The organism is Paenibacillus xylanivorans (genome assembly GCF_001280595.1).
In the GTDB taxonomy this organism is placed as follows: domain Bacteria; phylum Bacillota; class Bacilli; order Paenibacillales; family Paenibacillaceae; genus Paenibacillus; species Paenibacillus xylanivorans.
The window spans coordinates 22,541-36,761 of sequence record NZ_LITU01000069.1 but is presented as its reverse complement, the minus strand read 5'-3'; the positions used below and the strand labels follow the sequence as shown (position 1 = coordinate 36,761).

The window sequence follows — 14,221 nt, the reverse complement described above, 5'->3', positions numbered from 1 at the left end:
AAATTTAATTAATGTTCAAATGCAATTTTTAGTGAAGTCGTCATATGATACTGAGTTTGATGAGCTTATCTATGGTAAAGACAGCGAAAAAACACCGTTTGATTTCTTTGAGATTTTAGTCAATGATTTTTATGGTGATACACTAGACGCAAATGACTTGGAGTTAGTAAATGATTTATTAGTAACTTATATAAATGGATTTTCAACATTTTTTATTTCTAAAGCAGACACGGAATGGCTTGTTTTATTATGGAAAGAAAATATTAAAATGATTGAAATCTATATCCAATCATTAATCGAATCAAATTCATAATACATTATCTAAAAATAGTAAAAATTCAACTTCGATATGCTAAAATTATCCAACCCCTCTCATCCTAAAGGCCAGAGCAAGTCGGGTCTCAAAAACTCGGAGGGATACTCTTGGAGAAGAACTTTTTTAAATCGAATTTTCTTCAGGTGCAGAATGCGTGTCCTTAACAAATGTCTTAATTTGCTGATTAAATACATTTTCGAGAAAAAGTTTCCTCGTGAATTCCACTTCGAGTATCAGACTTAATCGGTACAGACGTTTGGTTTTGGTTTTTCATAGTCAGGTTCCATGATCGTTTAAATAACGAATTTCCGATGTTTTCCTAAAAGCATTATGAAGACATTGGATACTGGTTCTGGGGATAAGGTACCCTTATTAAAATAATATGGCAGGACAAGGGAGAATACTGCCACTTGTCCAATAGCCTCAGCAAAGCCATCTTCTGACGTCTTGCTTACGCTATTATTGCCATACGCTCATAGGATCCCACGGCTTAATCCGATGGCCATATTTCTCGACCCAAAAATCTTTCATATTTTCCAGCTTAGCGGGCATCTCGTTCTAATTTGAAGGAATGGCAACCCTCTTTTGCTTTTCAAGAGGGTATTCAGTGTAATATACGAAGTCCAAACCGCATCAAGCACTTTCACCTAGTTAAGGGTTCCCTCTTCACTGTTTGCCCTGCAATCATCGCAGAAGTTTACTCAGAAGTTATTACCTCGCTCAGCTTAGTGGCTTCAAGACGGACGTCAGGTTCCGGAGAAACAGATGGATGATTATCTTCATGAACTTCTTAATAAGGAGTTATTTTGGCAGTAAAAATCAAATCATGAATTATTTAATAGTTTTCCAAGCTTTCTGTACTCAAAATTGGCGGACTTCGCGATTTTGTTTCCAATGGAAGGTTGGCATTAGAGAACCCTAACAAACCATATGCTATAATAAGCATAATAAAACAACGGAAAGTCGAGGTGCACAGAATGAAAATTCTCATCATTGGAGGAACTAATTTTATCGGGCCATATGTGATTCGCCATCTTAATGCCATGGGCTATCATGATATAACCTTGTTCCATCGAGGCCAGTCCGAAATCGACTTGCCTGCAACTGTAAAGCACATATACGGGGACAAGCAGAATTTAGAGCAACACAGGGCTGCATTTCAATCCTTGTCGCCCGACGTTGTAGTAGATATGATTGCTTACACAGAGACCGACACCGAGCTTGTATTGCGCACATTCCGCGGCATTACAAAACGGCTAGTGATGATCAGTAGTCAGGATGTTTATCGTGCCTATGGTGTAGTGCGGCAAGCTGACACTGGCTCGTTAGAACCAACGCCTATTTCAGAGTTATCTGCTCTTAGAAATAATCGTTATCCATACCAAGATCCCGCCAAGGATCCCGATGAGTGGTGCAATCGTTACGACAAAATCCCTCTTGAAGAAATGGTCATGAACGATCCTTACATAAAAGCAACCATCGTGCGCCTGCCCGCAGTATATGGACCAAACGACCCGCAGCATAGGCTGCTTCATTATTTCAAATTGAAACCATTACGTGATAGCCGGTCTGTTATTTTGCTGGATGAAGGCTATGCAAATTGGCTCTGGACGCACGGATATGTGGAGGATGTCGCTTATGGCATTGCATTAGCTATAACGAATGAGCGGGCAACCGGGCGCCTCTACAACATAACAGAACCACAGACCAGTACGATGCTGGATTTCATACATGCGATTGGTGAGCAACTGAATTGGGATGGTGAGATCATCCAAGTTCCGTCCGGCCACCTTCCTGATGAACTAGGTATCCCCTTACGAACAGAACAAAACATCATCGTCGAATCCAATCGAATCCGGGAAGAACTAGGCTATCGAGAAGCCTTCTCCTTTATTGAAGGATTAAAAAAAACGATTGATTGGGAACTGGCTCATCTGCCAGTGGGGATTGGTCATGATTATGACAAGGAAGATGCGATGCTAAATGAATTGCGCGAAGCTGGTGTGATTTGTACAGATAAACATTCATGAGAAGATGGACAGAGCCTCGATGAAATGAATGAGTGGATCGTCCTCGAAGAAACACAAGTCCAGCTAGTTGGACAATGACAACGATGAAGATGAACCCGGTATCGGAGTTTCCACAGTGACCAACGAGTCATTCGAAGGGCAGCCACGGCGCCGAAAGCATACTGCTCTCCTCTTTGCACTGACACAATCCATTCTCTCGTACGGCTCTTCCTTTCAAAACTCACTGGTAATTGAATAATAAGAATCAGGCCCCTTGACTGTTTATTGCATACTTAAAATGGTTCTTTTCAACGTTAGTTAGAACATGTTTAACGGAATCTAAATCTCGTTTTATGCCGCTTATGAAGCTGTTGACCTCACGAATCATTAGTTGTTTGGCTGCGATCAGCCATGTATCTTACATTTCACACCCTTTTGCTATTTGCTGTGACTATTTTATTTTATTCCAAAGTAAGTAGAATGTAATTCGAAAATCGTTGTTATTGATTAAAAACCACCGAAATATTATGAATATTTTGTAATAAATGGATGAAATTAATTCCCCTTTATATTTTCATGTAGGGGTGATAACCAAAGTAATCACCCGTAATCACCATTGCCAGTCAGATTCGAAGAGCATTTTGACAAATTTCTTGTAAATGCACAAGTAGTACGGCAAACTTTTCATAAGTACAATCAAGGAAGATGATTCGGCTTCTTGTTGGGTATTTAAGTTGGCGGAACATCGTGATTACTGAAAACGTTAGGTGAGGCCAAATGTGAAATTGTTTCGTGATGGAGGGTTTCTTCTGTGAAATTGGAAAGGCTCTTATCTATTATAATCCTGCTGCTAAACCGCCGAATGGTGCAGGCCAAGGAACTCGCGGAACGATTCGAGGTGTCCGTACGAACGACATATCGAGACATCGAGGCCATTAATGTAGCCGGCATACCCATCGTCACTGCTCTTCGTAGCATAGTTACCTGGTAAAGAAGGCATATCCGGAAGATGAATGGTTATATCGATTCATTCTCGGTTTGGGCCATCATGCGGAAATCCTTGAGCCCCCACATTTGCGGGAGATCATTGCCAGTCGCGCAGAGCAAGTTGCTAAAAGATATAGAATCAAATAGCAACTTGACAGTTAGGTGTCAGGTTTGTTGTTTTATAATAAGCACATTCAACAAAAAGGAGAGTGTTTAGAAATGAGACAAAACAAATCACTATCAAAGGTACACAGCCATACGCAATTGAATGACTTGCAGTCCACAGATGCGGCCGTCCGCAAACGAATTGAGCCCGCTCGTGTCGAGGAGCTCTCCTCCTTCACGTTAGCCGGAATTAGCGCCGTCACCACGAATGAAGCCGAATTAAGCGGCAAAGGCAAAATTGGGGGATTGTTTGAACGTTTCCACTCGCATAATATCGGGGGGCAACTGGCCAGTCATTTACAACAACCTGGCCACTATAGCTGTTATTCAACTATGAACAGGGCCATGCCGGACAATATGAAGTAATGGTTGGCGTACACGTAAAGGAAGCGTTGCAGCATCAAGAACTGGAATCCTTCTCAACATTCACAGTGCCTGCTGCGAGATACGCCGTATTCGTTACAGAACGGGGACCGATTATAGAGATGGTACAGCGGACTTGGTTAGATATTTGGCAGTGGTCGCAACAACCTGGCAATGAGCGGACGTTTACAGGCGATTTTGAGTATTATGACCAGAATATCAATCCGAATGACGGGCAAGCTGAAATTTATATTGCAATACGCCAATAGCTTTTAGAAGAGATAAAGTAAAGGAGCGGTCAGGTGGATGCGATAGAAAACGCCAAGGTGGCAGTTGTATTTGAAAATTATCCGAAACATATTCAGAAGAAGTTGTTGTTTCTTCGTCAATTAATTCTGGATACTGCGTCGGAGACAGAGGGTGTTGATACCGTAGAAGAGACACTTAAATGGGGCGAACCGAGTTATGTCACGAAAAATGGAAGTACAATCAGAATAGACTGGAAACAGTCTAGTCCGTATCAATATGCCATATATTTCAACTGTAACACTAGGCTGATTGCCACATTCAAGGAACTTTATAGAGATAAATTCACCTATGAAGGCAATCGGGCGATTGTGTTCGATGAAAACGCGGAAATACCGATTAGCGAATTGAAACAATGTATTTCATCGTCTCTTGCTTATCACAGCCGAAAAAAACTTCCAATGCTGGGCATATGAAAAAGGCAAAGAAGTGCATCAATCACTTTATAAATACGCTAGCCAAGTCATCATCATTTGATCATAAAACAAAGCGTGGAAACAGCGAATGGACTATTATTGTCGCTCTAGTAACTGATTGTTCTGGACTTGAAAAGGGTAGATAAGTCCAGCGGCTTTCAGAGTGAAGCGTCATTACAATAGTTTGGAATATTCAAGAGAGCACCTTTTCCGGGTGTTCTCTTTTTATATGATGGTTTGTCAAGCTAAGTGCGACAGTTCGTCCATGAATGCTTCGTGAGCAGATCTCCAATCCAGACATTTACGAGGGCGATGGTTGATAAGCCGTATAGCCTCCGCAAGTTCTGCATCCGTGACCGTGGCGAAATCGTGTCCCTTCGGGAAGAACTCTCGCAAGAGCCCGTTTGCGTTCTCATTGGAACCACGTGATTTCCCCTGTAGACCAATTTGACTCATTCTATTCCCCACCCTTTCATGTACATCGATTATTAACGCAAAATGACCCGTAAGATGGACACTTTTTTTCAAAGTGTCCATCTTACGGGTCACAGTTCACCTCCTCCTCTGTTCACTGCCCTTTCATTCCGACTGCAAAAACTTTAAAGTTCATATTCTCATAGTACGGAACTAAGCCTTCTTCACAAAAAAATTGTAGATGTAAGTTGTCTTTTTTACAGTGCTCCACTAGTAAACGGGTAATTTCAGTTCCAATCCCTTTACTTCTATAATCAGAATGAATCCCCAGACCGCATAAGTAAGCATTGATGATCCCATCAGAAACTATTCTTCCAGTACCGATTAGGCGATTTTCATGATAGGCATAGATAGCGTACCAACTTTGTTTCATGGTGGTCAGTAACTGATCTTTATTTAGTTTTAAATATTCATTCCAATTAAGATTCTCATACAACTCATATATACTATCTTCTGTCGGTAATTCTGTAGCATACTGTATCTCCATAAGTAGGTCTCCTTGATCCAATTACATAGTTCACTCGATTAAAAAAACAATACCCGTTGATGATCACTAGGCCTGATAACACGGTAACAAAGAGATCGTCAAAACACCCCAACCCGGATGATTCGGTCTTTCAAAATCCGAGCAACTTACAATGCTCATTTTGATTGCAGCAGCTGTATCTTATTTATAAAATCACCTTTTAAATTGTAATAGGTGTAAGTGGCTTGCCATAAAAATCTACTGGTTCTCCTATACTTCACATCCAAGTTGTTCTAACATTTTTACCGCTATATCTCTCGCTTCAATAAAAACTTTCTCTATATCAAGATTAAAAATATTAGTCATGATTCTTTCCTAAATGGTTCCGCTTTATTCAATCTAACCCCTCCATTCGTTGATATTATCAACAAAAACATGCTAAGCTCTTCGTTTCTAAACTCAATCTTATTCATTGAATTATAGATATAAACTATTAAATATATAGATTTTATATATTTCAACAATCAAGCCGCCTGTTTTAAAATCAAAACAACTCAATTTATAGAAAGAAGATGAATCGGCATGAGTAATTATGCAAATATTTTTGGATCGGTAAGTGTCCCTATTCTATTAGCTTGCGTCCTAGGTTATCTGTATCAGAAATACAAATCTCCGGATTCCAAGGTACTCGCTGATGTAAGTTTGTTCGTGCTCTCCCCCTGCCTTATCATAAGTTCTCTTTCTGAAAGCAGTTTAAATGGCTCCTCCTTTGGGCACATTGCTTTATTCACTATTATTCAAACAATCCTTTGCTGGGCGGCAGCCTTCGGTACAGGTAAGCTTTTCCGCTTCAACTCCCCCTCGCTACGGGCAATGGAGCTTACAACGATATTTGCTAACACTAACAATTACGGTCTGCCATTGTTGCTGCTGGCATTTGGCGCGCATGGTTTCGCTATCGGCGTAACGAATGTGATTTTGCATATTGTGCTTGTAAATACACTGGGCTTATACATTCGCGTCACGAAGCTCGTTCAGCCCCGGTCAAGCCATTTCCAAAATGGCACGTAATCCGCTTATTTATGCTGCAGTCATCGGACTGATTCTGTATTTCTTTCGCATCCCGTTGCCCTCAAGCTTACAAGATGGATTCAAACTTATTGGCGGCGCTTATGCAGCTATTGTATTGCTGATGCTGGATATGCAACTAAAAAAAACAAACTGGCGCAATAGCATAAGACAAGAACTGTGGATTGCCATCGTCATGCGAATCGTGGGAGTGCCGCTTTTATCCTGGTTGAGCCTTACTTTGATTGGGATACACGGCCTTGAAGCATCCGTACTGCTCGTTCAATCTTCCATGCCTTCCGCCATTAATTCCGTTGTACTAATGGAGAAATATGGCGGAGATAAAGAACTGGTCGCATTAACAGTTGCCATATCAACGGTTGCTAGCTTCTTATACCTACCAATTATAATTTATTGGTCGTCTGGATTGTAACTATTAAATAACGTATATTTATCAAAAAATGGACTTCAAGTTTCAATTTTGTGCCTATGAATTGTGATGTACAACTATCAGTTCGCAATGGAAGACACCCAATATCGCGTTTATGAGCATGTTTAATAATCGGACGCCATCACCACCGAACACATAGTAAATTTGAAAATCTAATTCGAATTTTTCATAGCTAAGGCATTAAAACTCTCCTTCAAGCTTTCATTATTACGATAATCACTTACTAATTCATATTTTCCCATTTAAATTCCCTCCAATTTTTGTTTCAATCACTTTGGTGCATTACTTGCCATTTCCAAATATATTGACAACAGGATGCATATTAAAACATTACGTTCGGATATCATTTATCAAAACCTTCTACACGTTTAACAGTAAGAAATGGTGTAGAAGTACAGACAGGACATGTTTGCCCCTTTTATGAAAAAATGGGAACCATAACAAATCCCTTTTCGTGCAGCATCTAGGGCGCGCAATATTCTCAAAGGGGGTGTCCCAAAAGATCTTAGATCTTGCGGGGAGCCCCCTTCTTACTGTTAGAAGACGCTCCATGTACGAATCGTTCCTACCATCGCTGTTGCCCCCACATTTCTTGGAATGGTTCTGAGCAAGGACGAAATGTGGGGGCAAAGGCGAGCACTGACGCTTGTCCGGATTCGATTCGTCCTCTCCGCTACGTTGTGCGAAAACATACTTTAGACATACGAAAGTGCGACCCACCATCTACGAAAGGAACGATTTCTTTGTACATTCAATATACCATGGACCAACTTTATCTGCCAATGGACTTGGAGGATGACATTCCTCCTTATCATCTTGTTTGCATCGTCAATGAAGCGGTCAACCGCTTGGACGACCGCATCTTTTCGGCTGCCTATCCCAGCGGCGGTCGAGACAGCTACCATCCCAAGATGCTCACCAAAGTCATCGTCTACGCTTACACACAACGGATCTACTCTTCTCGTCAGATCGCCAAAGCCGTCCGCGAGAATGTCATGTTCATGTGGATTGCCGGGAGACAGCGTCCGGATTTCCGCACCATCAATCGCTTTCGTTCCGAGCGTATGAAAGATGTGCTGGAGATCGTCTTCACGAGCGTGCTTCAGTTTCTTGCCCAGGAAAAGTACGTCAATCTGGAACACTATTTTGTCGACGGCACCAAGATCGAAGCCAATGCCAACCGTTACACGTTCGTCTGGGGCAAAGCGGTCGTCAAGCACAAGGCGAAGCTGCAGGAGAAAGTCCAGACGTTGTTTTCAACTATCGAAGAGGCCGAGAAACAAGAAGAACATGAACGAGTGGGACAAGACCTCGCCGAACTCGGCGAGTCGTCCGCGTGGACCAGCGAAAAGCTAGAGGTTGCTGTTCAGCAGTTGGAAACGAAATTGCAATCCCGGCCCAAGGACAAACCCCTGAAAAAAGCGGTACGCTCGCTCCGCAAAGATTTGCTCCCGCGTTTGCAAAAATATGAGACTTAGCAAGAGACTCTCGGCGACCGGAACAGCCTATAGCAAAACCGATCCCGACGCCACGTTCATGCGAATGAAAGAAGATCACATGCGTAATGGTCAACTTAAACCAGGCTACAATGTGCAGATCGGGACGGAAAATCAGTTTATTATCGGTTACAGTCTTCACCAACGCCCGACGGACACGCGTTGTCTAAAGCCACATTTAGAGAAGGTCAAAGCCGCTCTGGGAACACTTCCGAAAAACGGTGGTCGCGGATGCAGGATACGGCGGGGAAGAAAATTACGCTTACTTGGAAAGCGAGGAACTGGAAGCGTTAGTCAAGTACAGCGCGTATCATAAGGAAAAATCAAAGAAGTGGCAACAAGATATCAGCAAGCTAGACAACTGGCAGTACGACGAAGCGGAAGATACATGGACGTGTGCGGCTGGGCGAAAGCTGCGGTTTCGCTATGAAAGTAAGGAAACGACGGAAAGCGGATATGAAATACGGAAGCGACACTACCGAAGCGTGAGCTGCGAAGGGTGTTCATTCAAAGCACCTTGCACGAAAGCCCAAGGGAACCGGGAAATCAGCGTAAGTCTCAGGTATCTTCGTTACAAGCAGCAAGTGAGAGAGAAACTTCGAAGTGAGGAAGGCTATGCGTTGTCGGTGCGGCGAATGGTCGAAGCGGAGAGTGTATTGGGGCAGTTGAAGAATAACCGGGGATTCCGGCGATTTCTGCTTCGAGGACTGACGAAAGTAAGCCTAGAGGTCGGATGGCTTTCGCTTGCCCATAATCTGCTCAACAACGGACCGAAAAGCAAGAAATGGCGGTACAAGGAGATAACATCCTGGGCACCGCCATTTCTTCATTTGACACATTTTTTAATCGGACGAACCGTCCGTCAAGTGAGCAAACCTACTTATGGGACAGCTCCTTTTTCATATTAAGGACTTTTTCAGTGGCCTCACCTTAGATAGCTGTTATCTTAGGCTGAGGAATTATCTGTCTGCTTCTTCCATGATTATACATCTGATAGCCGAGGCGTGTAAGCCCCGCACTTTAGCGCTTTTTTCCATGTGCCTTCCGGTCGGCGGCATTAAGTTCATTCACATAATCACGGGTGTTTTGTAAAACCTGTTCCTTAGTATACTTGTGCTTATTCGCATTCGCTTTGACGTGGGTCGAATCGGAAACCAGGACGCGTCTACCTACAATATGGTGCTGAATGGCTTGAAGCACAATCTCATCAAAGATCTCCTGAAAAATCTCAGTATCTTTGAAACGAGTGCGACGATTCCAGCTAATCGTAGAATGGTCCGGCACTTTGTCGGTTAGACCTAACCCCAAAAACCAGCGGTAGGCGAGGTTGGTCTGAATTTCACGTTCGAGTTGACGTTCGGAACGGATGCCGTAAAAATAACCGAGGAAAATCATCTTAACAGGGTCGATGGCTGGTCGCCCAATATCAGCATAGTAAAGCGGACGAACCTTTTCGTCGATGAAAGAGAAATCGATATACTTGTCCACTTTACGGAGCAGATGATCTTGAGGAACCAATTCTTCAATCGAAACAAACTCGTAAGCCTGCTGTTTTTCTCGGTTAGAACGCAACATACTTAACACCCTTCCGAACGGTTTATATAATATTAACGTGGTGTCGGTTGAATTAAATATACAAAAAAAAGACTTTCTCGACAGCCTGAACACACACACCATTCAGAGTGTCTGTTTTTGTTCTGTATATATGTAACGTCAGCAAATTTACTGGATGCACTCTTGGAACTGGGCAGGGCAATCCTTTATCTAGAAAGTCTTTTACTCTAGATTATCTACTTTTACAGGTTAGTTTAGCAGTATGAGTCTTATTCATTTCCCGCGCTGGGGCCGAAGATACTTCCCCTGCAATATATTGTTTTCTTCCAAGTAGATCGTGCCTCCGATCATACCGTGATACTTGCCGGAGCTGTCAAAAACCGGCGCACCCGCAAGAACAATCCAGCGACCAGTAGGAGTCCTGTACGGTGCCGATAGATAGGATTTAACGTTTTCGAGTCCAGATGTTGAATAAGAGTCGCCTAAGGGTGGAGGCCCCAAGTTTGTCATCGATTATTTCAAAAATCATTTACAAATCTATATAAATAGATATAATGATCTGTATGGAACCTATTTTAATTTACAAAGCGTTATCCAATGAGACCCGTTGTCAAATCATGGATTGGCTGAAAAACCCGGAGCATCATTTTGAGGAAAAGAAGTATTTGGATTACGGCATCAGCTTCCGGACCGGAATTTGCGTAGCCGATATTCAAAAGAAGAGCGGGCTGGCGCAATCCGTCATTTCCAATTATCTGCTGACACTTCAAAGAGCGGGACTGCTTGAGTCCAAGCGTGTCGGAAAGTGGACCTATTATCGCCGGAATGAACAGACCATCAAGGAATTTTCCGAGTATATTCAAAACGAACTATAAAGAGGTGTTTTTTTGTTCATATTCATATAGATATATAGATATACAATTGTATACAGATGGTGAACTGCGGACTAACATATCTACATATACAGATATAAAAATACAAAATGGCAGAATAGGAGCATAATTTCTTTGAGACAGAAACAAGTGAACCCTTTACTTATTATCATGTTGGCTTTAGGTGTTTTTGGCATTATTACGACGGAATGGGTATCGTTGGTGTTCTGCCCCAAGTGGCCCGGAAATTTAATATCACGGCATCGCAGGCGGGTACGCTCGTCAGTGTGTTTGCCCTTGTGGTCGCCATCTCGGGACCCTTCCTGACATTATTGGCATCCGGTATCAACCGGAAAGTGATTCTTCTTATCGCAGTATTCATGTTTGCGGTATCCAATATCGTGTACGCCATGACATCGAAATTCGAAGTGATGCTGGCGTTCCGGATCATTCCGGCCTGCTTTCATCCGGTCTTTTTTTCCGTGGCTTTGGTCACCGCGGCCCAGCTGGTTCCACCCGAGAGAAGCAGTAAAGCGGTCATGAAGGTATTTGCCGGGATTACGGTCGGATTTGTATTTGGTGTGCCTTTGACTTCTTACCTGGCGGAAAAGGTTTCACTGGAAACCGCATTTTTGTTTGGAGCGGCCGTTAGCGCGACTGCCTTTGCGGGTATATGGGCCTGGCTGCCGTCCATGCCGGTTAAGAACAAAATGTCATTCGGTAAACAGCTAGGGATATTGCGGAAATCCGCATTGTGGTTAAATATAGCTTCGGTCATTTTTATTTTTGCGGCGATGTTTTCGGTCTACAGCTATTTTGCGGAATACCTCGGTCAGGTCACACCGATGAACGGATCGGTGATCAGTGTGATGCTGATGGGTTTTGGAATCATCATGATTTTCGGCAACTTCGTATTTGGCGCCCTGCTGCAAAAAAACATATCGGTGACAGTGATGATGTTCCCTGTGCTGTATATCGCTGTGTACCTACTGCTGTACAGCCTGGGGTCATACGGAATTCCGGCCATGATCGTCGTGTTTCTATGGGGGATGATCCATTCCGGAGGATTAATCATCAGCCAAACATGGCTGACGACGGTGACAAAAGATGCACCGGAGTTTGGCAACAGCTTGTTTGTATCGTTTTCCAACCTGGGGATTACGCTGGGCACCACTGCAGGGGGCTGGTTGATAGCCGAGGCGGGTATCCATCAGTTGATCTGGAGTGGAATCGTATTTGCCATCCTTGCCCTGGCTTCGATTTTGCTTAAAATAAAATACGTTCCTTCGTAAATCGGAAGCCAGCCGGGCGCAGCATTATGTGCCCGCTGGCTTTCCATGCTTAATTGGTTTGTCCCAAATGCCCTATTATACTTCTCGGGTTGATAAATCCAGGTATTGATTATACCAACGGACACAGGCGTTTAAAGAGCTGCTCCTTTACCCAATTCGCAGTACCTTGACTATTCGTATGAGCTTGTTGTGTCAGCAGAAGTACAAGTACTTAAATCGATTCTCTCGTAAATTCTGGAAATCATCTTTATAAATTCTGACACCACACATCGGCCTCTGCTTGCTGTGCCGCTTTCGTTCGTTTCCGGAAGAACAGAAGCGCAATCACGACGCAAGAAACCATAAATACCGAAATCGCGCCGATGTTGAACGAATTCTGACCGGCATATTGAGTCGCCTGCCCCGCTACGATAAACCAAGTGATCAGAAGGGTATTGGCGAACGCGCCCGCATAAATTCTGCCCATTCTCCGGTAAAAGTAAGTCGAGACCAGCGCCTCCACGATATTGACGAGCACGAACTGCAAACCGAGGACAATGAGAAGTGCTTGCGTGCCCCAGAATACTTTGCCGGTTGTAAACAACGTCAAGTACTGTATCAGAATGAGTACGATGATTCCGAGCGTATTGATTCCTGCGTTTGCCAGAAACCATTTCCATGCCGTACCCGCCTCGGTCACTCCCGGCATTAGGCGGAATTGTCCGTGCATCAACAACCCTTTGGCCAAGAAGAATAGCAGTAACGGTACGCCGTATTTCAGCAGCATCAGGAACTGATCCGGACTCATCGCCTTAAGGCCGATGAACCAAATTCTGAAATCCAACGTAAACCAAACGCCGATCCATAACGTAACCGCGTATACGCCGCCAATCGAATACAGCGCCAGCAGCAGGGATTTGCCCAGCGCCTTCAAATCGATGCCGTAACCTCCCTCTGAATACGAAAAAGCCGCTGATAGCAGCTTTTACATTATAGTTAATTGTCCCGTTTAAATTATTGTTGTCAACAAAAATGTCCAATGACAGATGCCATTCCGCTCTAGTACTCAGACAACTCCCTACAATGTGGTCACTTTTGTGCATTTTTTAATGACACATTTTTGACTACATAAAAATAAAAGAAGACCGATAAATCAGGCTTTTCTGCACTAATAAATGTGTAGTGACATCCTGCTGCATTCATTCGTATACCCGCAGTACAAAATTTTTGTCGGAGCACAGTTCCATTTATTAAAAAAACGAGTTTTTTCTTTTTTTGAGTTATTTTTTTTAATTGACAACGTTTGCCTGTTAGCTTAACGAAAAATGGAGCAGCTGCCAACAGGCAAACGGCTCCATTCTACTTTCAATTAATAGCGAAAAGACTTGCTCAGTTGAATATCATGTTCCTCAACATAATTACGGTAATGTTCGCCACTAAAGTAACTAACAATATCCATATTGATCTCAGGATATAGTTGAATAGAATATGTCGTATTTCAACGAATATAGATCAGCCTCTAATCCCATATATTTACCTCCATCAAATTTAACGTTTCTTTGATATTAAAGTTAAGTATATTTAAATTTCAATGGACGAAGCCCGAAAGCCGATTCCTATGAAATCCGCTAACCCCCGTCGGGAAGATAGCGAGTAAGTCCGGCATGGAACGTGTAGCATCTTCATCTTCACAGAACTTCTGATCAGCAGCTTCTTCGCTTGCTCGACCCTGTAACGCTCAAATATTCCTGCGGCGTACAGCCAGAATGCTCGCTTCATGCAGCGGGAAATGTGCACCGGATGATAGCGCAGCTACTCCGCAAGGCGCTCTTAAGAGATTTCCTCCCGATATTCAAGTCTGTTACGGCAGGAATATTTGTTTCCTTACACATGAAGCAATAAATGAATAACGCATTGGACAACAGCTATAATGTCTTGTAAAGGAATACGTGAACCTCCTTGATACAACATAATTGCTTTTTTTGAGTCGGACTCTCAGTCTGTGGA

13 protein-coding genes and 5 pseudogenes are annotated in these 14,221 nt (G+C 43.1%); 13 read left to right on the top strand and 5 right to left on the bottom strand.

All coding sequences use genetic code 11. The features are described from left to right. The 8 genes and pseudogenes from AMS66_RS33230 to AMS66_RS19870 form a co-directional block, all read left to right on the top strand. Positions 1-313, top strand: a 313-nt coding sequence (locus AMS66_RS33230; protein WP_201782204.1) for a hypothetical protein, incomplete at its 5' end; no start/stop codon positions are given. A 980-nt stretch (positions 314-1,293) separates the two neighbouring features. Then, positions 1,294-2,346 carry an NAD-dependent epimerase/dehydratase family protein gene (locus AMS66_RS19890; protein WP_053782450.1) on the top strand — a complete coding sequence of 351 codons (1,053 nt, stop codon included), beginning with the start codon at positions 1,294-1,296 and terminating at the stop codon, positions 2,344-2,346. Positions 2,347-2,413: 67 nt separating this feature from the next. Then, positions 2,414-2,584: a hypothetical protein gene (locus AMS66_RS33980; RefSeq protein WP_236703535.1), complete on the top strand. Its 171-nt coding sequence runs from the start codon at positions 2,414-2,416 to the stop codon at positions 2,582-2,584. A gap of 552 nt (positions 2,585-3,136) precedes the next feature. Next, positions 3,137-3,289: pseudogene (locus AMS66_RS19885) on the top strand (HTH domain-containing protein); the annotation flags it as partial. A 74-nt stretch (positions 3,290-3,363) separates the two neighbouring features. Then, positions 3,364-3,459, top strand: a complete 96-nt coding sequence (locus tag AMS66_RS34755; protein ID WP_407944559.1) for a WCX domain-containing protein — start codon at positions 3,364-3,366, stop codon at positions 3,457-3,459. Between the two features lie 72 nt (positions 3,460-3,531). Then, positions 3,532-3,843 (top strand): hypothetical protein, encoded by a 312-nt coding sequence (locus AMS66_RS19880; protein ID WP_053782448.1) that lies wholly within the window; start codon positions 3,532-3,534, stop codon positions 3,841-3,843. After that, positions 3,843-4,109: a GyrI-like domain-containing protein gene (locus tag AMS66_RS19875; protein ID WP_053782447.1), complete on the top strand. Its 267-nt coding sequence runs from the start codon at positions 3,843-3,845 to the stop codon at positions 4,107-4,109. The genes AMS66_RS19880 and AMS66_RS19875 overlap by 1 nt, the downstream gene beginning before the upstream one ends. Before the next feature lie 33 nt (positions 4,110-4,142). Continuing rightward, entirely contained in the window at positions 4,143-4,562 is a 420-nt protein-coding gene (locus AMS66_RS19870; RefSeq protein ID WP_053782446.1) for a DUF1801 domain-containing protein, read from the top strand. Between the two features lie 240 nt (positions 4,563-4,802). Here the strand turns inward: AMS66_RS19870 and AMS66_RS31890 are convergent. Next, positions 4,803-4,988 (bottom strand): annotated as a pseudogene (locus tag AMS66_RS31890) (transposase); the annotation flags it as partial. Between the two features lie 142 nt (positions 4,989-5,130). Further along, positions 5,131-5,523: a GNAT family N-acetyltransferase gene (locus AMS66_RS19860; protein WP_053782444.1), complete on the bottom strand. Its 393-nt coding sequence runs from the start codon at positions 5,521-5,523 to the stop codon at positions 5,131-5,133. Positions 5,524-6,084: 561 nt separating this feature from the next. Here AMS66_RS19860 and AMS66_RS19855 point away from each other — a divergent pair. The 3 genes and pseudogenes from AMS66_RS19855 to AMS66_RS19845 all read left to right on the top strand — a co-directional run. Then, complete coding sequence (locus AMS66_RS19855) at positions 6,085-6,573, top strand: AEC family transporter (RefSeq protein WP_053782443.1); 489 nt, start codon at positions 6,085-6,087, stop codon at positions 6,571-6,573. Further along, positions 6,563-7,003, top strand: a complete 441-nt coding sequence (locus AMS66_RS19850; RefSeq protein ID WP_053782442.1) for an AEC family transporter — start codon at positions 6,563-6,565, stop codon at positions 7,001-7,003. The genes AMS66_RS19855 and AMS66_RS19850 overlap by 11 nt, the downstream gene beginning before the upstream one ends. A 761-nt stretch (positions 7,004-7,764) precedes the next feature. Next, positions 7,765-9,275 (top strand): annotated as a pseudogene (locus tag AMS66_RS19845) (IS1182 family transposase); the annotation flags it as partial. A 268-nt stretch (positions 9,276-9,543) separates the two neighbouring features. Here the strand turns inward: AMS66_RS19845 and AMS66_RS19840 are convergent. Further along, a pseudogene (locus AMS66_RS19840) lies at positions 9,544-10,092 on the bottom strand (transposase); the annotation flags it as partial. Between the two features lie 542 nt (positions 10,093-10,634). On the opposite strand from AMS66_RS19840, the gene AMS66_RS19835 reads away from it, so the two are divergent. Together AMS66_RS19835 and AMS66_RS19830 are read left to right on the top strand one after the other, a co-directional pair. Next, a complete protein-coding gene (locus AMS66_RS19835; RefSeq protein WP_053782440.1) occupies positions 10,635-10,946 on the top strand; it encodes an ArsR/SmtB family transcription factor in 312 nt (103 codons plus the stop codon). A 168-nt stretch (positions 10,947-11,114) separates the two neighbouring features. Next, positions 11,115-12,235, top strand: a pseudogene (locus tag AMS66_RS19830) (MFS transporter). Positions 12,236-12,482: 247 nt separating this feature from the next. On the opposite strand, the gene AMS66_RS19825 reads toward AMS66_RS19830, so the two are convergent. After that, entirely contained in the window at positions 12,483-13,148 is a 666-nt protein-coding gene (locus tag AMS66_RS19825) for a hypothetical protein (RefSeq protein WP_053782439.1), read from the bottom strand. Between the two features lie 155 nt (positions 13,149-13,303). Next, positions 13,304-13,555 (bottom strand): hypothetical protein, encoded by a 252-nt coding sequence (locus AMS66_RS19820; RefSeq protein WP_053782438.1) that lies wholly within the window; start codon positions 13,553-13,555, stop codon positions 13,304-13,306. Positions 13,556-14,221 lie beyond the last annotated feature (666 nt).